Source organism: Streptococcus infantis (assembly GCF_018499575.1).
Taxonomy (GTDB): Bacteria; Bacillota; Bacilli; order Lactobacillales; family Streptococcaceae; genus Streptococcus; species Streptococcus infantis_K.
This window is the reverse complement of sequence record NZ_JAHDAP010000003.1, coordinates 69,812-90,254: the sequence shown is the minus strand read 5'-3', so window position 1 is coordinate 90,254 and position 20,443 is coordinate 69,812. Positions and strand designations below refer to the sequence as shown.

At 40.1% G+C, this 20,443-nt stretch carries 16 protein-coding genes; 12 read left to right on the top strand and 4 right to left on the bottom strand.

The features are described from left to right. Window positions 1-281 precede the first annotated feature (281 nt). Together rpsB and tsf are read left to right on the top strand one after the other, a co-directional pair. A complete protein-coding gene (gene rpsB / locus KJR31_RS08030; protein WP_214262848.1) occupies window positions 282-1,064 on the top strand; it encodes a 30S ribosomal protein S2 in 783 nt (260 codons plus the stop codon). 79 nt (window positions 1,065-1,143) lie between these two features. After that, window positions 1,144-2,184 carry a translation elongation factor Ts gene (gene tsf, locus KJR31_RS08025; RefSeq protein WP_214262847.1) on the top strand — a complete coding sequence of 347 codons (1,041 nt, stop codon included), beginning with the start codon at window positions 1,144-1,146 and terminating at the stop codon, window positions 2,182-2,184. An 84-nt stretch (window positions 2,185-2,268) separates the two neighbouring features. Here tsf and cysK read toward each other — a convergent pair whose 3' ends face one another. Together cysK and KJR31_RS08015 are read right to left on the bottom strand one after the other, a co-directional pair. Continuing rightward, window positions 2,269-3,195, bottom strand: coding sequence for a cysteine synthase A (gene cysK / locus KJR31_RS08020; protein ID WP_214262846.1), 927 nt, complete (start codon window positions 3,193-3,195; stop codon window positions 2,269-2,271). A gap of 193 nt (window positions 3,196-3,388) precedes the next feature. Then, window positions 3,389-4,024 (bottom strand): YigZ family protein, encoded by a 636-nt coding sequence (locus tag KJR31_RS08015; RefSeq protein WP_214262845.1) that lies wholly within the window; start codon window positions 4,022-4,024, stop codon window positions 3,389-3,391. Between the two features lie 55 nt (window positions 4,025-4,079). Between KJR31_RS08015 and KJR31_RS08010 the strand changes: the two genes are divergently transcribed. From KJR31_RS08010 to polA, 9 genes are all read left to right on the top strand, one after another. Beyond that, window positions 4,080-5,378 carry a DEAD/DEAH box helicase gene (locus KJR31_RS08010; protein WP_214262844.1) on the top strand — a complete coding sequence of 433 codons (1,299 nt, stop codon included), beginning with the start codon at window positions 4,080-4,082 and terminating at the stop codon, window positions 5,376-5,378. Next, the gene (locus KJR31_RS08005; protein ID WP_214262843.1) at window positions 5,375-6,037 is read left to right on the top strand and encodes a ComF family protein; all 663 of its coding nucleotides are present in this window, start codon (window positions 5,375-5,377) and stop codon (window positions 6,035-6,037) included. Before KJR31_RS08010 ends, KJR31_RS08005 begins: the two co-directional genes overlap by 4 nt. Before the next feature lie 79 nt (window positions 6,038-6,116). Continuing rightward, the gene (gene hpf, locus KJR31_RS08000) at window positions 6,117-6,665 is read left to right on the top strand and encodes a ribosome hibernation-promoting factor, HPF/YfiA family (RefSeq protein ID WP_214262842.1); all 549 of its coding nucleotides are present in this window, start codon (window positions 6,117-6,119) and stop codon (window positions 6,663-6,665) included. A 152-nt stretch (window positions 6,666-6,817) separates the two neighbouring features. Next, entirely contained in the window at window positions 6,818-8,791 is a 1,974-nt protein-coding gene (locus tag KJR31_RS07995; RefSeq protein WP_214262841.1) for a DHH family phosphoesterase, read from the top strand. Beyond that, on the top strand, window positions 8,788-9,240 hold the full coding sequence (gene rplI / locus KJR31_RS07990; RefSeq protein WP_004250991.1) for a 50S ribosomal protein L9: 453 nt from the start codon (window positions 8,788-8,790) through the stop codon (window positions 9,238-9,240). Before KJR31_RS07995 ends, rplI begins: the two co-directional genes overlap by 4 nt. 42 nt (window positions 9,241-9,282) lie before the next feature. Beyond that, window positions 9,283-10,641 carry a replicative DNA helicase gene (dnaB, locus tag KJR31_RS07985; RefSeq protein ID WP_214262840.1) on the top strand — a complete coding sequence of 453 codons (1,359 nt, stop codon included), beginning with the start codon at window positions 9,283-9,285 and terminating at the stop codon, window positions 10,639-10,641. Further along, complete coding sequence (locus KJR31_RS07980; protein WP_006154753.1) at window positions 10,638-10,904, top strand: Veg family protein; 267 nt, start codon at window positions 10,638-10,640, stop codon at window positions 10,902-10,904. The genes dnaB and KJR31_RS07980 overlap by 4 nt, the downstream gene beginning before the upstream one ends. Window positions 10,905-10,998: 94 nt before the next feature. After that, window positions 10,999-12,120: an SH3 domain-containing protein gene (locus tag KJR31_RS07975; protein WP_214262839.1), complete on the top strand. Its 1,122-nt coding sequence runs from the start codon at window positions 10,999-11,001 to the stop codon at window positions 12,118-12,120. 63 nt (window positions 12,121-12,183) lie between these two features. Next, window positions 12,184-14,817, top strand: coding sequence for a DNA polymerase I (gene polA / locus KJR31_RS07970; RefSeq protein ID WP_214262838.1), 2,634 nt, complete (start codon window positions 12,184-12,186; stop codon window positions 14,815-14,817). Window positions 14,818-14,920: 103 nt separating this feature from the next. On the opposite strand, the gene KJR31_RS07965 is transcribed toward polA, so the two are convergent. Then, a complete protein-coding gene (locus tag KJR31_RS07965) occupies window positions 14,921-16,369 on the bottom strand; it encodes an APC family permease (RefSeq protein ID WP_214262837.1) in 1,449 nt (482 codons plus the stop codon). A 425-nt stretch (window positions 16,370-16,794) separates the two neighbouring features. Next, a complete protein-coding gene (locus KJR31_RS07960) occupies window positions 16,795-18,879 on the bottom strand; it encodes a GH92 family glycosyl hydrolase (RefSeq protein ID WP_214262836.1) in 2,085 nt (694 codons plus the stop codon). A gap of 172 nt (window positions 18,880-19,051) precedes the next feature. Between KJR31_RS07960 and KJR31_RS07955 the strand changes: the two genes are divergently transcribed. After that, complete coding sequence (locus tag KJR31_RS07955; protein ID WP_214262835.1) at window positions 19,052-20,332, top strand: glycoside hydrolase family 125 protein; 1,281 nt, start codon at window positions 19,052-19,054, stop codon at window positions 20,330-20,332. The last annotated feature ends 111 nt before the right edge of the window (window positions 20,333-20,443 follow it).

The following is a 20,443-nucleotide window of genomic DNA, read 5'->3' as shown; positions in this document are numbered from 1 at the left end:
GATAAACTAATTATTTTGCCACTACATTAAATTTAAAAAAATTTAGCTATTAGAACATCTCAGCAATATATGTTGAGATGTTTTAAATTTAGAGTTTTTAACGAGTAATTTAATAAGGAGAAAATAACAAAACTACTTGAAATAAAGCTCCAATTATGGTAGAATGAAACTTGTCGTGTGAACGATAATACTCATTCTTGATGAATTGTGAAACTGTTGCCTTCGGGTTGTTTTGCAAGTTGAAATTGAGGAGAGGAAAAAACAAAAAAGGAGAAATACTCATGGCAGTAATTTCAATGAAACAACTTCTTGAGGCTGGTGTACACTTTGGTCACCAAACTCGTCGCTGGAACCCTAAGATGGCTAAGTACATCTTCACTGAGCGTAACGGAATCCACGTTATCGACTTGCAACAAACTGTAAAATACGCTGACCAGGCATATGACTTTATGCGTGATGCGGCAGCTAACGATGCAGTTGTATTGTTCGTTGGTACTAAGAAACAAGCTGCTGATGCTGTTAAAGAAGAAGCAGAACGTTCAGGTCAATACTACATCAACCACCGTTGGTTGGGTGGAACTCTTACTAACTGGGGAACTATCCAAAAACGTATCGCTCGTTTGAAAGAAATTAAACGTATGGAAGAAGAAGGAATCTTTGATGTTCTTCCTAAGAAAGAAGTTGCACTTCTCAACAAACAACGTGCACGTCTTGAAAAATTCTTGGGTGGTATCGAAGATATGCCTCGTATCCCAGATGTAATGTACGTAGTTGACCCACATAAAGAGCAAATCGCTGTTAAAGAAGCTAAAAAATTGGGTATCCCAGTTGTAGCGATGGTTGACACAAACACTGATCCAGACGATATCGATGTAATCATCCCAGCTAACGATGACGCTATCCGCGCAGTTAAGTTGATCACAGCTAAATTGGCAGATGCTATCATCGAAGGTCGCCAAGGTGAAGATGCTGTAGCAGCAGTTGAAGCAGAATTTACAGCTTCAGAAGCTCAAGCAGATTCAATCGAAGAAATCGTTGAAGTTGTTGAAGGCGACAACGCTTAATTCGTATAAATAGTAATTACCTAGGAGGGCGGGGCTTAGCCCGGCTCTCCTATTTTTTAAAAAATATAGGAGAATCAAAATGGCAGAAATTACAGCTAAACTTGTTAAAGAGTTACGTGAAAAATCTGGTGCTGGTGTCATGGACGCTAAAAAAGCATTGGTTGAAGTTGAAGGTGATATCGAAAAAGCGATTGAATTGCTTCGCGAAAAAGGTATGGCTAAAGCAGCTAAGAAAGCTGACCGTGTTGCTGCAGAAGGTTTGACTGGTGTTTATGTTAATGGTAACGTTGCAGCAGTAGTTGAAGTAAATGCTGAAACTGACTTCGTTGCGAAAAACGCTCAATTCGTTGAATTGGTAAATGCAACAGCGAAAGTAATCGCTGAAGGTAAACCAGCTAACAACGAAGAAGCTCTTGCATTGACAATGCCTTCAGGTGAAACTCTTGAAGCAGCATACGTATCTGCAACTGCTACAATCGGAGAAAAAATCTCATTCCGTCGTTTTGCTTTGCTTGAAAAAACAGATGCACAACACTTTGGTGCTTACCAACACAACGGTGGACGTATTGGTGTTATCTCTGTTATCGAAGGTGGAGACGAAGCACTTGCTAAACAAATTTCAATGCACATTGCTGCAATGAAACCAACTGTTCTTTCATACAAAGAATTGGATGAGCAATTTGTTAAAGATGAATTGGCACAATTGAACCATGTTATCGACCAAGACAACGAAAGCCGTGCAATGGTTGGTAAACCAGCTCTTCCACACTTGAAGTATGGTTCAAAAGCTCAATTGACTGACGAAGTAATCGCTCAAGCTGAGGAAGATATCAAAGCTGAATTGGCAGCTGAAGGTAAACCAGAAAAAATCTGGGATAAAATCATCCCAGGTAAAATGGACCGCTTCATGCTCGACAATACTAAAGTTGACCAAGCATACACACTTCTTGCACAAGTTTACATCATGGATGACAGCAAGACAGTTGAAGCATACCTTGAATCAGTTAACGCTTCAGTAGTTGAGTTCGCTCGCTTTGAAGTTGGTGAAGGTATCGAGAAAGCTGCGAATGACTTTGAAGCTGAAGTTGCAGCTACAATGGCAGCAGCCTTGAATAACTAATCATACAAAAGGAAGCAATTTGCTTCCTTTTTCTTTTATAAAAATTTAAAAGCCCTTTAACAAGGGCTTTGTGTATTTAGGAGACTACACTTCAAATTCATAGAGCGCTGTAGATAGGTAACGTTCTCCGTTATCTGGTGCAAGCGCAAGGACTTTTCTACCTGCCCCAAGTTTTTTAGCAACTTCGATTGCTGCATAGATAGCCGCAGCAGAAGAAATACCTACCAAGAAGCCTTCTTTTCCGCCAATCTCACGGCCAAGTGCAAGGGCATTGTCTGATGTTACACGAACAATCCCATCGTAAGCTTCCGTATCAAGTGTTTCTGGAATAAATCCAGCTGAGATACCTTGAATTTTGTGTGGTCCAGGTTTTTCACCTGACAAGATTGCTGATTCGTCTGCCTCAACTGCAAAAACTTGAATGTTTGAATTAGCAGCTTTAAGGGCGTGAGAGACACCAGAAATAGTTCCTCCAGTACCAACACCAGCAACAAAGGCATCTAAACCATCAGTTCCGAAATCAGCTAGAATTTCAGCTCCTGTTGTTCTTTCGTGAACTTCTGGGTTAGCTTGGTTGACGAATTGTAAAGGTAGGAAACCATCGCGCTCAGCAGCAATTTCTTGCGCTTTCGCAATCGCACCTTTCATCCCTTCGCTACCAGGAGTAAGGACTAGTTCAGCACCATAAGCTTGGATGATCTTACGACGTTCAACACTCATTGTTTCAGGCATAACGATGACAACTTTATAGCCTTTAGCAGCACCAACCCATGAAAGGCCAATACCAGTATTACCACTTGTTGCTTCTACAATAGTAGAGCCCGGTTTCAGTTTCCCTTCTTGCTCTGCTTTTTCAATCATGCTAAGAGCAATACGGTCTTTAACCGATGAACCTGGGTTGAAAGCTTCCAGTTTTACATAAACATCTGCTGCACCTTCTGGTACAATGTTATTCAATTTAACAATCGGTGTTTTTCCGATGAGTTCAGTGATATTGTTATAAATAGCCATGTTAGCACCTCTTTATATAAGATGCTTCTAGTATAACGCTAACTTTGCCTTTTGTAAAATATAGAAATCCTATCAAAGTGATAGGATTTTTTTATATCAATAATCAAAACTGTTAATTCTCAGACGGTTTTGTTCGCTAAAATTTCCAGCGACTCCATTGCTTCATTTCCGAAAACTATATTTTTTTTCCTGTTTAAGCTAAGTCAACAGGAACTTCAACTTCTCGTAAACCTTGGTCTGTTAAGGTGACTTTCCCATTGAAAAATTCGATAAGGGCTGCTTTGATACCTTCTTTATCCTCTTTATCAACAAAGATCATCGTTTCAACTTGATCTGTAAAGTTGCTTTCAAGTTCTATAAGATGATGTTCTTTAAGAAAGTTCCCATATTCTTGATATTGAGCATAGGTCATGTGAATCTGAATGCCTGCTTGCTCTTTGATTTCGATAATGCCAATTTCTTTGACTGCCAATGCGACACTTCCTGCATAAGCACGAATGAGGCCTCCGGTTCCCAGCTTAATACCACCAAAATATCGGGTAACAACTACACAGACATTGGTCAAATTGTGATTTTCTAGAACTCCCAGCATAGGTACACCAGCAGTTCCACTTGGCTCACCATCATCACTGGTTCGTTTAATTTCGCTACGTTCCCCGATTATAAAAGCAGAGCAGTTATGAGTTGCTTTGTAGTGTTCTTTCTTAATAGCTGTAATGAAAGCACGAGCCTCTTCTTCACTATAGACACGCTTCGCACGGCAAATAAAGCGAGATTTTTTTATTTCTTCTTGGACTTGTCCGTCCTCTTTAATTGTTCTAAATTCCATGGTTTAATTGTACTAAAAAATCATATAAAGCGCTAGTTTTTCCGAACATATAAGTATGAAAGTAAATCCAAATTATCTAGGCCGACTTTTTACCGAACAGGAATTAAGTGTAGAAGAACGACAACTGGCAGTAAAACTGCAGAGTATGAAAAAAGAGAAGGGAAAGCTTGTTTGTCAACGATGCGATAGTATGATTCAAGAGGAATGGAAATTACCCATTGATGCATACTACTGTCGCGAATGTTTGTTAATGAAGCGAGTAAGGAGCGATCAAGCGTTATACTACTTCCCTCAGGAAGAATTTCCTAAGCAAGATGTTCTTAAATGGCAGGGACAATTAACTCCTTTTCAAGGGAAAGTATCAGAAGGTTTGCTTCAATCAGTAGAAAGTCAGCAACCGACCTTAGTTCATGCCGTGACTGGGGCAGGAAAGACAGAGATGATTTATCAAGTTGTTGCCCAGGTTATTAATGACGGCGGGGCAGTTTGTCTAGCCAGCCCCCGTATAGATGTTTGCTTAGAATTACATAAGCGATTACAGAACGATTTTGATTGTGAAATTGCGTTACTGCATGGCGAGTCTGAACCATACTTTCGAACACCCCTAGTTGTTGCAACAACGCATCAATTATTAAAGTTTTATCACGCTTTTGATTTATTAATAGTAGATGAAGTAGATGCATTCCCCTATGTTGACAATAGGATGCTTTACAATGCTGTAAAGAGTTGTGTAAAGAAAAATGGTCTCAGCATCTTTCTTACAGCAACTTCTACAGATGAGTTGGATAAAAAGGTTCGCTTAGGAGAGTTGAAAAGGCTGAACTTGCCAAGGCGGTTTCATGGAAATCCTTTGATTATTCCCAAACCAGTCTGGTTATCAGAATTGGACAGTTGCTTAGAAAAACTTCGTTTACCAGCAAGGCTAAAAAGCTATATTGAAAAACAAAGAAAAACTGGCTATCCTTTACTCATTTTTGCATCCGAGATCAAAAAAGGGGAAAAGTTAAAGGAAATCTTGCAGCTACAGTTTCCAAATGAGAAGATTGGTTTTGTATCTTCAGTTACTGAGGACCGATTAGAACAAGTTCAAGCATTTAGGGATAAGGAATTAACGATATTGATAAGTACAACCATATTGGAACGAGGAGTTACCTTCCCTTGTGTAGATGTAGTTGTAGTTGAGGCTAATCATCGCCTCTTTACAAAATCAAGTCTCATTCAAATTGGAGGGCGTGTAGGTCGAAGTATGGATAGACCAACTGGAGATTTAATTTTCTTTCATGATGGATTAAATCGTTCGATTAAGAATGCTATAAAAGAAATTAAACTGATGAACAAGGAGGCTGGATTATGACTTGTTTACTATGTGGACAACATTTGAAAAGCAATCTAACCTTTAGCAATCTCCTCTTGTTGAAAAAAGAGGAGATTGCAGTCTGTGTAACTTGTTCCGAAAGTTTTGAAAGGATTGGGGAAGAACATTGCCCAAACTGTCATAAAGAAGGGCTGTCAACTTCGTGTAAAGACTGTCAACTTTGGTGTAAAGAAGGGATTGATGTAGAGCACCAAGCAATTTTTGTTTATAATCAAGCAATGAAAGACTTTTTTAGTCGTTATAAATTTGATGGTGATTATATATTACGAAAGGTTTTTGCGTCGATTTTGAGGGATTTTCTAATCAACTATAGGGACTACCATTTTCTTTTAATCCCATTAAGTCCTGAGAGATATGCAACAAGAGGTTTTAATCAGGTTGCAGGTTTAATAGAAGCTACAGGTCTTTCCTATGAGAATCTTTTAGAAAAAAGAGAAGAGAGAGCGAGTTCTTCAAAAACTCGTTCAGAACGTTTAGCGACTGAACTTCCGTTTTTTATTAAGAATGACGCCACGGTTCCTAAAAAGATTTTATTGATTGATGATATATATACTACAGGAGTGACACTGAATCGTGTGAAAAAACTACTTGAGAATGCTGGAGCAGAAGAGGTTAGAACATTTTCCCTCGTAAGATGAGGAAAAAGATTGCAATAATTTTTTGAAAGCGTTATAATAAATATAGAAAAACAAATATGTTTAGAAAGAAGGTACTTATATGATTAAATATAGTATCCGTGGTGAAAACCTAGAAGTAACAGAAGCAATTCGTGATTATGTAGTTTCTAAACTCGAAAAGATCGAAAAATACTTCCAAGCAGATCAAGAACTAGATGCACGTGTAAACTTGAAAGTATATCGTGAAAAGACTGCTAAGGTAGAAGTAACGATTCCGCTTGGATCTATTACCCTTCGTGCAGAAGACGTTTCTCAAGATATGTATGGATCTATTGATTTGGTGACAGATAAGATTGAGCGTCAAATCCGTAAGAATAAAACTAAAATTGAACGTAAAAACAGAAACAAAGTTTCTACTAGCCAATTATTTACAGATGCTTTGGTTGAAGAGGCAGATGTAGCTCAAGCTAAAGTTGTTCGTTCAAAACAAATTGATTTAAAACCAATGGATCTTGAAGAAGCACTTCTTCAAATGGACCTATTGGGTCATGATTTCTTCATTTACATTGATGTTGAAGATGAAACAACGAATGTCATTTATCGACGCGAAGATGGAGACATTGGTCTTCTTGAAGTAAAAGAATCATAATTCTTAGTATGATTAGATTAAAAAGGTGGTTTACACTAGTGTAAACCACCTTTTGTATTCATGTGCACTACATCTGAGCACAAGTGCTATTCCTTCTTTAAAGGTCGCTTTTTTAGTGCAAATATGGTATAATATTTCGCAAGAGGTTTGTAATGAAAAAAAATGAAATGAATCCCTTTTTTGTATACTTATTTGTCGGGATTGCCTTTATAATCATGACTGTATTAGTTATTTTTCTTCAAAATAACCTAGTCACAATAGCGTGCTTATTTTTATTGATGGTGGCATTTCTTTTGCTATTTTATTTTCAAAAGAAATCTTATCAGAAAACAGAAATTGAACAAATCCAGTACGTAAACCATCAGGCGGAAGATAGTTTAAGTTCACTTTTAGAACAGATGCCTGTTGGAGTTGTCAAGTTAAACATGGAAAGTAGTGAGATTGAGTGGTTCAATCCCTACGCAGAGTTAATGTTGACAACGGAAGATGGAGAAATTGACCTTCCTCAAGTTCAAGAAATTATAAAAACATCCATATCTTCGCCTGGTATTTATGCTAATGTAGGAGAAAAACGTTATGCGGTGCATCTAGATAGAAATTCTGGCGTGCTTTACTTTTTCGATGTTTCTGGAGAGTACGAAGCCACAGTAGAATTGGTAACGAGTCGTCCTGTAATTGGTATAATTTCAGTAGATAATTATGATGATTTAGAGAACGAAACATCTGAATCAGATATCAGTCATATTAATAGTTTTGTCGCGAATTTTGTCGCAGAATTTACCGGAAAACATAAAATGTTTTCTCGACGAGTTACGATGGATCGTTTTTACTTGTTTACTGACTATACGGTATTGGAACATTTGATGCAGGAAAAGTTTTCTGTGATTGATACCTTCCGTGAAGAAGCAAAGCAGAGAGATTTAGCCTTAACCATGAGTATGGGCTTTTCATACGGTGATGGCGATCATGAGAGTATTGGTAAAGTTGCTTTATCCAATCTCAACCTTGCAGAAGTTCGGGGCGGAGACCAAGTCGTTGTAAAAGAAAACGATGAAACGAAGAATCCAATTTATTTTGGTGGTGGCTCTGCAGCTTCTATTAAGCGAACAAGAACACGTACTAGAGCAATGATGACGGCAATCTCTGAAAAATTGAAGAGTGTCGATTGTGTATTTATTGTTGGCCATAAAAACTTAGACATGGATGCTTTGGGATCTGCCGTCGGTATGCAATTGTTTTCTAGTAACGTCTTGGACGAAAGTTATGTAGTCTATGATCCAGAACAAATGTCTCCGGACATCCATCGTGCCATTCAATTTTTAGAAAATGAGGGAGTTACAAAACTTCTTCCTCTAAATCAGGCTATGGAAATGGTCACGAATCGTTCCTTGCTAGTGATGGTGGACCATTCAAAGACGGCCTTGACCTTGTCAAAAGAGTTTTATGATTTATTCACACAAACGATTGTTATTGACCATCATAGACGAGATCAGGATTTTCCAGAAAATGCTGTTATCACCTATATCGAGAGTGGGGCAAGTAGTGCGAGTGAGCTTGTAACCGAGTTGATTCAATTCCAGAACTCTAAGAAATCACGTTTAAGTCGTATCCAAGCTAGTGTTCTCATGGGTGGTATAATGCTGGATACTAAGAATTTCACCTCTCGCGTGACTAGCCGAACCTTTGACGTGGCAAGCTATCTAAGAACACGTGGTAGTGATAGTATTGTAATCCAAGAACTTGCAGCAACTGACTTTGAAGAGTATCGATTGGTGAATGAGCTTATCTTGCAAGGACAGGCCGTACAACCTTCTATTCTCGTGGCTCAAGCTAAAGATAGTAAGGAGTATGATACTGTAGTGATCAGTAAAGCAGCTGATACGATGTTAGCCATGTCGGGTATTGAAGCTAGCTTTGTCATTGCAAAAAACAGCCAAGGTGATATTTCCATTTCTGCACGAAGTCGAAGTAAAATCAATGTGCAACGGATTATGGAAGAATTAGGTGGTGGAGGCCACTTCAACCTGGCAGCTGCCCGACTTACAGATATGAGTCTGCAAGAAGCAGCTGATAAACTAAAAACCGTTATTTCTAATGAAATTAGAGAAGAGGAGACAGAAGAATGAAAGTAATCTTTTTAGCAGATGTAAAAGGTAAAGGGAAAAAAGGCGAGATTAAGGAAGTTCCAACAGGTTATGCACAAAACTTTTTGATCAAGAAAAACCTTGCTAAAGAAGCAACTTCACAAGCTATTGGTGAGTTGCGTGGTAAGCAAAAATCTGAAGAAAAAGCACATGCTCAACTTCTTGCAGAAGCACAAGAAATCAAGGCAAAACTCGAAGCAGAAGAAACAATCGTTGAGTTTGTTGAAAAAGTTGGCCCAGATGGCCGAACTTTCGGTTCAATTACTAGCAAGAAAATTGCGGAAGAACTCCAAAAACAATTTGGAATTAAGATTGATAAACGTCATATTCAAGTTCAATCTCCAATTCGAGCAGTTGGCTTGATTGATGTTCCTGTAAAAATTTATCAGGATGTAACTAGCGTCATCAATCTTCGTGTAAAAGAAGGTTAAGCTAGATTTGAGTAATGATTTTGTAAAGGGAAGGGAAATCTGATGGCAGAATTAGAAGAACTACGAGTTCAGCCCCAGGATATCTTGGCAGAACAATCTGTATTGGGAGCTATATTTATCGATGAGAGTAAACTCGTATTTGTTCGAGAATATATTGACTCTCGAGACTTCTTTAAATATGCTCACCGTTTGATTTTTCAGGCCATGGTTGACTTGTCAGATCGTGGCGAAGCCATTGATGCAACGACTGTTCGCACGATATTAGATGATCAAGGTGATTTGCAAAATATTGGTGGCTTGTCCTACCTTGTTGAGATTATCAACTCTGTACCAACCTCTGCAAACGCTGAATACTATGCAAAAATTGTAGCAGAGAAAGCCACACTTCGTCGTTTAATTGCTAAGTTAACAGAGTCTGTAAACCAAGCTTACGAAGCCTCTAGCCCTGCAGATGAAATCATTGCGCAAGCAGAAAAAGGTTTGATTGATGTTAGTGAGAATGCAAATCGTAGTGGTTTTAGAAACATTCGTGACATTTTAAATCTTAACTTTGGAAACCTGGAAGTTCGATCGCAACAAACGTCGGATATTACGGGGATTGCGACGGGTTATCAAGATTTGGATCATATGACAACTGGGTTGCACGAGGAGGAGTTGATTATTCTTGCGGCTCGTCCTGCGGTTGGTAAGACTGCTTTTGCCTTGAATATTGCTCAAAATATCGGAACCAAGCTAGACAAGACGGTTGCAATTTTCTCCCTCGAGATGGGTGCTGAGAGTCTGGTCGATCGTATGTTGGCTGCCGAAGGACTAGTGGAGTCTCACTCTATCCGTACAGGGCAACTTACTGAGGAAGAGTGGCGTAAATATACGATTGCTCAAGGAAATCTTGCAAAAGCAAGTATCTATATTGATGATACCCCTGGAATTCGAATTACGGAGATTCGTTCACGCGCCAGAAAATTGTCTCAGGAAACAGGCAATCTTGGATTGATATTGATTGACTACCTGCAGTTAATCACAGGGACTGGTCGTGAGAACCGTCAACAAGAGGTGTCAGAGATTTCACGTCAGTTGAAAATCCTAGCTAAGGAACTGAAGGTGCCTGTTATCGCGCTAAGTCAGTTGTCACGTAGTGTTGAGCAACGTCAAGATAAAAGGCCGGTATTATCAGATATTCGTGAGTCTGGATCTATCGAGCAGGATGCGGATATCGTAGCCTTTCTCTATCGAGATGACTATTATGAACGTGGTGGCGAAGAAGAGGAAGGACTTCCAAATAATAAGGTAGAAGTTATTATCGAGAAAAACCGTAGCGGTGCACGTGGAACGGTAGAATTGATTTTCCAAAAAGAGTATAACAAGTTTTCAAGTATTTCGAAGAGAGAGGAACAAAGATGACAGATGCATTTACAGATGTAGCCAAGATGAAAAAAATCAAGGAAGAAATCAAGGCGCATGAAGGACAAGTCGTGGAAATGACCTTAGAAAACGGTCGTAAACGTCAGAAAAATCGTTTGGGAAGACTTATTGAAGTTTATCCATCACTCTTTATCGTTGAATTTGGGAATGTTGAAGGGGACAAACAGGCCAATGTCTATGTTGAATCCTTCACCTATTCAGATATTTTAACAGAAAAGAATTTAATTCACTATTTGGATTAATGTTGAAAGTGGGAGTTTTCTCACTTTTTTCTTTTTCTTTCGAATGATATAAATGAGGTCAACCTCAAAAATTTATCTATTCGAAGGAGAATGAATGACAGATAGTAAAAAGGGAACTTTTCTTAAGAGAACGACAGTGGGTACAGCTTCCCTACTGTTAGCAGGTGCTTTTTTGTTTGGTGGAGGAGCTGTTCATGCCAATCAGGCAAACAATGGCTCACTGGCACGAGGAGATGATTATCCCTATTATTATAAAAATGGAAGTCAAGAAATTGATAAATGGCGTCTATACTCCAGACAGTGTACATCTTTCACTGCCTTTCGTTTAAGTAGTGTTAATGGATTTGAACTACCAGCTGCTTATGGGCATGCGAAGGAATGGGGATACCGTGCTCAAAAAGAAGGATATCGTGTAGATCAGAGACCAGCGATTGGAGCTATTGCTTGGAGTACGAGGGGAACACATGGTCACGTAGCTTGGGTTTCTAACGTAATTGGAGACATGATTGAAATTGAGGAGTACAATTATGATTATACAGAAACGTATCATCGTAGAATAGTAAAAGCAAGTTCTATGACTGGTTTCATTCACTTTAAAGATGTGGGGAATGCTAGCGTAGGAAAACATCAATCTGTACTAGCTCTTAGTGGAACTCATTACTTTACAGAAAAAGCAGCTATTATGAATCAGCCATCATTGACATCTACTATTATTGATTACTACGAACCTGGAATGAGTGTTCATTATGATCAAACTCTTGAAAAGGATGGCTATAGATGGATTAGTTATATTTCAAGAAGTGGGAACAGACGTTATATCCCCTTAATTAAAACGGTAACCTCGAAGAATGGATGGGAAAAACAGGGAACAATCTGGTACTACTATGAAAATGGCAAAGTCGCACTTGGATGGAAAAAGATAAACGGCAGTTGGTACTATTTCCAAACTAATGGTTCAATGAGAACAGGTTGGCTAAAAGACGGTTCCAAGTGGTACTACTTGAAATCATCTGGAGAAATGCAGACAGGATGGTTGAAGGATAAGGGCATTTGGTATTATCTCGAAAGTTCGGGTGCTATGAAAGCTAGTCAGTGGTTCCAGGTTTCAGGGAAATATTATTACGTGAACGCATCTGGAGAATTGGCAGTAGATACGACTATCGATGGTTTCCAAGTTGATAGCAATGGTGCGCGAGTAGAACAAGCGTCCCAATAAGCTTCCCCGATAATCTAACTCTTAGCAATGGTATTTTTCCCTGCTTTCCTTTATAATGGGTGTATGGACAAGAAAAAATTATTATTGATTGATGGATCTTCAGTTGCTTTTCGAGCTTTTTTCGCTCTTTACCAGCAACTAGATCGTTTCAAAAATGACAATGGACTACATACCAATGCAATCTACGGATTTCATCTGATGCTAAATCACCTACTGGAGCGTGTTCAACCGAGTCATATTTTGGTTGCTTTTGATGCAGGGAAGACGACTTTCCGAACAGAGATGTATGCAGACTATAAGGGTGGCCGTGCTAAGACACCAGATGAGTTTCGGGAGCAATTTCCTTTTATCCGTGAGTTGCTAGACCATCTGGGGATTCGCCATTATGAGTTGGCCCAGTATGAAGCAGATGATATCATTGGTACCCTGGGTCGCTTGGCTGAAAAGGAATCTTTTGATGTAACTATCGTCAGTGGAGACAAGGATTTAATTCAGTTGACGGATGAACATACGGTGGTTGAGATTTCCAAGAAAGGTGTAGCTGAGTTTGAGGCATTTACACCGGATTATCTCATGGAAAAGATGGGCATCACACCAACTCAATTTATCGATCTTAAGGCTCTCATGGGAGATAAGTCGGATAATATCCCTGGCGTAACTAAGATTGGTGAAAAGACAGGTATTAAGCTTTTGCTTGAACATGGCTCACTTGAAGGGATTTATGAAAATATCGATAGTATGAAGGCTTCTAAGATGAAGGAAAATCTTGTCAATGACAAGGAACAAGCCTTCCTATCTAAAACACTAGCAACTATCGATACGAAAGCACCGATTGAGATTGGACTGGATGATTTGGTTTATCGCGGTCCAGATGTGGAAAACCTTGGTAAATTCTACGATGAGATGGGCTTCAAACAACTGAAACAGGCCTTGAATGCTTCTCAGACCAATCAAACTGAAGCATTGAACTTTACTATGGTTGATAAAGTGAGCGAAGATATGCTTAACGCCGACTCCATTTTTCACTTTGAGCTCTTTGGGGAAAACTACCATACAGATGAATTGATTGGTTTTGCATGGTCATGTGGGGATCAGCTCTACGCTACAGATAAGTTGGAACTGCTGCAGAATCCGATTTTTAAAGATTTTCTAGAAAAAACACCTCTAAAAGTGTATGATTTTAAGAAAGCAAAAGTTCTCTTAAATCGTTTTAGTTTGACTTTGCAGGCCCCTGCTTTTGACAGTCGTTTAGCCAAATATCTTCTATCGACAGTAGAGAACAATGAAATTTCAACCATTGCTAGTCTTTATGGCCAAACTTACCTAGTCGATGATGAAACCTTCTACGGTAAAGGTGTCAAAAAAGCTATCCCAGAGCGAGGGAAATTCTTGGAACACTTGGCTCGTAAGGTTGCTGTATTGGTTGAGACGGAGCCTGTCTTACTTGAGAAATTAAGTGAAAACGGGCAACTAGACCTCCTCTATGACATGGAGCAACCTCTGGCCTTTGTCCTTGCTAAGATGGAAATCGCTGGGATTAAGGTTAAAAAAGAAACCTTAATGGAGATGCAAGCTGAAAATGAGCGGGTCATTGAAAAACTGACGCAAGAAATTTATGAACTGGCTGGTGAAGAATTTAATATCAACTCACCAAAACAGCTGGGGGAATTGCTTTTCGAAAAGTTAGGGCTCCCACTCGAATACACCAAGAAAACAAAGACAGGTTACTCGACAGCAGTAGATGTCTTGGAGCGTCTAGCTCCTATTGCACCAATTGTCAAGAAAATTCTTGATTACCGTCAGATTGCTAAGATTCAATCTACTTATGTGATTGGTTTACAGGACTGGATTTTAGCTGATGGCAAGATTCACACGCGCTATGTACAGGATTTGACTCAGACAGGGCGTTTGTCTAGTGTCGATCCAAACTTGCAAAATATTCCTGTTCGGTTGGAACAAGGTCGCCTCATTCGTAAGGCTTTTGTACCAGAGTGGGAAGATAGTGTCCTTCTCAGTTCGGACTATTCACAGATTGAGTTGCGAGTTTTGGCACATATCTCTAAGGATGAACACTTAATCAAGGCCTTCCAAGAGGGAGCTGATATCCATACCTCGACAGCCATGCGTGTCTTTGGAATTGAACGTCCTGAGGATGTGACTCCAAACGACCGTCGCAATGCCAAGGCTGTCAACTTTGGAGTGGTTTACGGAATTTCAGACTTTGGTTTATCCAATAACCTAGGTATCAGCCGTAAAGAGGCTAAAGCATACATCGACACTTACTTTGAACGCTTCCCTGGTATCAAAAATTACATGGATGAAGTCGTTCGTGAGGCGCGTGATAAGGGTTATGTGGAGACTCTCTTCAAACGTCGTCGTGAGTTGCCAGATATCAATTCGCGTAACTTTAACATTCGTGGTTTTGCAGAGCGTACTGCAATCAACTCACCTATCCAAGGATCGGCTGCAGATATTCTCAAAATCGCTATGATTCAGCTAGACAAGGCCTTGGTAGCAGGTGGTTATCAAACGAAAATGCTGTTGCAAGTACACGATGAAATTGTTCTTGAAGTGCCTAAGTCAGAATTGGCAGCCATTAAAAAACTCGTCAAACAAACCATGGAAGAAGCCATTCAACTCAGTGTTCCCCTGATTGCTGATGAAAATGAAGGCGTGACTTGGTATGAGGCCAAATAAAAAATAGACTATTAGACAAAAAGAAATCCCCTTGAACGTTACTGTTCAAAGGGATTTTTTTCAGGAAAAAACAAAAGTAGAACTATCTAGCAAATAGTAGAGATTATTTGACTTGTTTCTTTTGTTCTTTTTTGGCAAGTATTGGTAGAATAACACCTAAACCAATCAAAATAATTGGTGTCAAGATGTTTGTAAGAAGAGAGAATTGCCAAGCAGTTGGATTCTCAGCATAGCTAATTTTTGGAACCATACCTAGGATACAAGCAAAGGCAGTGAAGAGGAAGCACCAAGTACCGATAATAAAGCCAAGTTTAGGATTGTTCACAAACTTGTATTCGGCATTTTTGTATGTTTTCCAAGCGCGATTGAGCATCATATAGGCAAGGAATACCCAGAGATAACGCATTGGCATTACAATAGAATTGAGGTTGGTCATCCATTTTACAAGTCCGTCAATTTCCTGAATACCAAAAATTGGAAGGATGATGATAAGGCTAACGAGGACGCCTGTAAGGAGGTAACCGTTAATAAGGACACCTTTTTCAGTCCGTTTACGAAGCCAACTTGGGATAAAGTTTTCGTCAGCATTATTGAGAAGGATTTGCAATGGTGCGTCGATAGAGAAGGCAAGCGCCGCGATTTGTCCGACCATGTTTGTAAGAGCATAGATTACGACAAAGAGGTTTCCAACTCCCCAAGAATTTCCTAACATCTGGAAGGCTTGATAAGCACCATTACGCATGAGGTCTTCAGGGATATTATTGCCATCAAATAGCATTCCCATGGCAACTGACCCGAGGATAGCAGAGAGACCTACCATGATTGCCATTACAATCATACCTTTTGGAAATTCTTTTGCAGGATTGCGAGTTTGATTCACATAAGGGGAAATTTTTTCACAACCCCCAACTGCAAAGACCAGTAGTGAGATCGTTGTGAAATAAGAAAAATCAAAGTTTGGAATATAGGTGCTCAGTTGATCCATGTGTGGTGTCGCAAACTGGATATCTGGTTTGATGAAAGGCAGACCGACAGCCAAAAGCACAAAGAGTAAAGACATGATCAGCATAGCACTTCCTGCCAAACTACCGATGACTTTAAGAGTTGTCAATCCTTTTGTAGAAAGGTAGAGGAAAAGTCCAAAGATTAGTAAGCAGAGAATAACAATCCAGTGGATGTCAATTTGTTTTAGAAACTGTCCGTTACCTTGCAAGGCCCATCCGAGCGGGATTAGGATTCCTTGAGGCTTTTGTGCGAGGTAAGGAATGTGAACAACCCAGTATGTCCAAGCAGCAAAGTAAGCTAGACGTTTGGTTGATGTTTTTTCAACCCAGTCACTAACACCGCTACCGCTTTCCTTGAAGGTAGAACCGAGTTGTCCGACGATGAGTGAGTATGGGATGAAGTAAAGCGCGAGGATTAAAATCCAAGATACGACGACTGAAATTCCCTGTTGAGAATAGTTATTGACGACGTTTCCTAGCCCCCAAACCATGTTGAAGGCAATCAGAGAAACCATCAGCCAATTCAGTTGGTGTTGATCTTTTTTCATAATGTCTCCTTTTCTGATAATTTCAGTATATCATGTTTTTTTGAAAGCGCCTAACAAAATTTAAAATTTACTATAAAAAATGTAAAAACTAGCTAACAGATAGGGAGTAGGGCTTGTTGGTTGAGAAAAGGTTATCCACAACGTGTGGATAACTCAAGGTGTCAACAACAACTGTCTCTTTCTAGTTTTGATGTGAGAAGTGGAGATAAAATTGATAGAATGGAAAACAATGAAGCCTTTGTAAACCTTGGTATAACAAGATTTGCAGACTGTGTTCGGTTGTAAATCCTATAGACTTGGATTGGAAAACATTTTGGAAAAACTTGAAACTATTTTCCAAAGAAAAGTTGAAAGTTATTCACAGCTTGTGGAAAACTTTATATGGATAAGAAAACCCCTTTGCGCCTGACAAAGGGGTTGAGTTATTACTGCTTTGGTAACCAGCCGAGATTAAATTCAAGAGTCTTGGCATTGAGCAGTTCCTGATGGCTGATGCTTTGTTTTTCTTTCCCGTCCAGTAGACAGTTATGGACAAAGTGGAAGTGTTCATGATTCTGTTGAGTACGAATCTCAAGCCATTTATCTTCTTGGGCTAGATAGACACGAAGGTGGTCAAAGAGCGGAATTCCAAGATCATAGCTTGCTTTTCCTGGGCAGGTTGGGTAAAGCCCAAGAGCAGACCAGACATACCAAGCCGAAAGACTACCATTATCCTCATCGCCCGGATAAGCCCCCCAGCTAGCTCGGAAGGCTTTTTGACGGAGGGTCTTGATTAAGAGACTAGTATATTGGGGATAACTACTGTAGCGGAAAAGATAAGGGATGTGGAAACTTGGTTGGTTTGAAATGGCTAGTTGACCAAATGGCGCTGTTGCCATCTCGCTCATCTCATGGATTTCATATCCATAGCCCGTCGTTTCAAAGAGTGGGAGACTTTGACAAGCTTTCAAAAGATAGTTGCTAAAGGCTTCTTTCCCTCCCATTAGTTGGCTAAGTCCAGAAATATCGTGTAAGACACCGAGACTGGCTTGAATGGCTGAACATTCGGCGTAGTCACGGCCCCAACTATAAGGAGAAAAGTCAGGACGGAAGTTGCCATCTACATCACGCGCCCTCATATAGCCTGTCTCAGGGTCAAATAGATTTTGATAATTCTTAGAATAGTGGGCATAGGTTTGGGCTAGCTCTTCTTGCCCTAATTTTGCTGCACAAGTAGAGATACAAAAGTCACTGTATGCATAGTCTAGTGTGTGACTGACACTTTCATGATAATCTGTGGATAAGTAGCCGATTTCTTGGTATTGAGAAAGGCCATGGCGTCCGTTGATAGCTTTTGGATCTGACTTGGTCGCAGTTTCGATCATGGCTTTGAGAAATTCTTCTTCAAGCTCAGGCGCCATGTCTTTGCAAGCACTATCTGCTAGTACACCATCAATCAAAGTACCAGGCATCATTCCTCTTTCGTCAGGAGCTAGCCACTTAGGCAGATATCCTGTGTCGTGATAGCTATTGAGGAAGCCCTCAAGAAACTGACGATAGTGCTCTGGAATAATCAAGGCAAAGAGTGGGAATGAAGTGCGGAATGTATCCCAGAAGCCATTGTTGGTAAAGAGCAGACCTGGTTTGCTAGTTCCTGAAGCAAGGTCTATATGAATGCTTTCACCCTGCTCATTTACCTCATAGAAGGTTTGTGGGAAGAGAAAGAGTCGATAAAGACAGTGATCAAAAAATGTTCTGTCTACAGGGCCGGTTTCCACGACATCAAAACGACCTAGAAGGTCTTCCCAACTTGCTTTAGCATCTGATTTTGTTTCTTCAAAGTCTTTGCTAGGTAGATTAAAGCGGGCTTGTTCTTTAGAAATAAAAGAAGTTGCCAGTTGAACTTGAACTTCCGCTCCAGCCAAGTCAATTCGCCAGTCTAGCCCCTCTTGTTTGATAGATAGGATTTCCTTAGAGAATGCGAGGGCAGTGAACATGACGAGAGAACTTTTGTTGGTTTCGGTTAATCCGCTTTGGCGAAGATTCAGAGTTTGCTTATCCACTTGCTCAACTGTCAAATCATCATTCGCATGTAGATAGATGGATAGGGATTTTCCTTGTATCTGTCTTAGTTGAATAGAAGCTCCATAGCAAGTAGGGCTTAACTGAGTTTCAATCTGGTAACGTTCAGAAAAAATTCTGAGATAATGGGGATTGAAAATAGCACGATCAAGGTTATAAGAAGATTGACGATGGAAGAGGGTGTCGCCACTGATTTCTCCTGTAACAGGTGTCAGTAGCAACCAAGAATAATCACCAATCCAAGGACTAGGCTGGTGGGTTAGTCGAACACCCTGAAATATGGGAAGATGGGGATCAAAAAACCAAGACCCTTCCTGGTCACTAGTTTGTGGAACAAAGTAATTCATCCCAAAAGGCACTCCGGCGTAAGGTAGGGTATTTCCCCGAGAAAAGGCATGCTTGCTCGCGGTGCCAAAGCGGGTATCAATGGTTTCAAGTATCGGTTTCATAGTGATTTCCTTCAGTAGTTTTCTACATTATATCAGAAAAAGACGACTTTTAGAAAACGGCTTTAAAATATAACAATTTTGTAGAATAATGACTAACATTTGTGTATATATTTTCTGAACTAAAAGCTATATACTGAAAATGAAAATTTGTTTGAAAGAGGCAAAATAGTTTATGGTTTATTCTAAAGAAATCGTCAGAGAGTGGCTAGATGAGGTAGCAGAGCGTGCTAAGGAACATCCTGAATGGGTGGATGTCTTTGAGCGTTGCTATACAGACACTTTAGACAATACAGTTGAAATTTTAGAAGACGGCTCAACCTTTGTACTAACTGGGGATATCCCAGCTATGTGGCTTCGGGACTCGACTGCTCAGCTTAGACCATACCTTCATGTGGCAAAAAGAGATCCTCGTTTGCGCCAGACCATTGCTGGTTTGGTTAAACGCCAGATGACTTTGATTCTCAAGGATCCCTATGCCAACTCTTTCAATATTGAGGAGAACTGGAAGGGTCATCACGAGACAGACCATACAGACCTCAATGGCTGGATTTGGGAACGTAAGTATGAAGTAGATTCGCTTTGTTATCCATTGCAATTGGCTTACCTTCTTTGGAAAGAAACTGGCGAGAATAGTCAGTTTGATGAAACTTTTGTTACAGCGACCAAGGAGATTCTCCATCTCTGGGCGGTGGAACAAGATCACAAGAACTCACCTTATCGCTTTGTTCGTGATACTGACCGTAAGGAAGACACTTTGGTTAATGATGGTTTTGGTCCTGACTTTGGCATGACAGGAATGACCTGGTCAGCCTTCCGTCCAAGCGATGACTGCTGTCAGTATAGCTACTTGATTCCGTCAAATATGTTCGCAGTCGTTGTCTTAGGTTATGTCCAAGAAATCTTTGCAGAATTGAATCTAGCCGATAGTGAGAGCATTATTGCTGATGCCAAACGACTCCAAGCTGAGATTCAAGAAGGAATCGAAAATTACGCCTACACTACAAATAGTAAGGGCGAGAAGATCTATGCCTTTGAGGTAGACGGTCTAGGAAATGCTAGCATCATGGATGATCCGAACGTACCAAGTTTGTTGGCTGCTCCATATCTGGGGTACTGTGATGTTAACGATGAAGTGTATCAAGCTACTCGTCGCACTATCCTGAGCCCTGAAAATCCATACTTCTACCAAGGAGAGTACGCAAGTGGACTTGGAAGTTCTCATACCTTCTACCGCTATATCTGGCCGATTGCCCTTTCTATCCAAGGATTGACAACAACGGATAAGGCAGAGAAGAAATTCTTGCTAGATCAGTTGGTTGCCTGTGATGGTGGAACAGGTGTGATGCACGAAAGCTTCCACGTAGACGATCCGACACTCTACTCACGCGAATGGTTCTCATGGGCCAACATGATGTTCTGCGAATTAGTCTTGGATTACTTGGATATTCGCTAATACTCTTCGAAAATCAAATTTAAACCACGTCAGCTTCGCCTTGCCGTATATATGTTACTGACTTCGTCAGTTCTATCTACAACCTCAAAGCAGTGCTTTGAGCAACCTGCA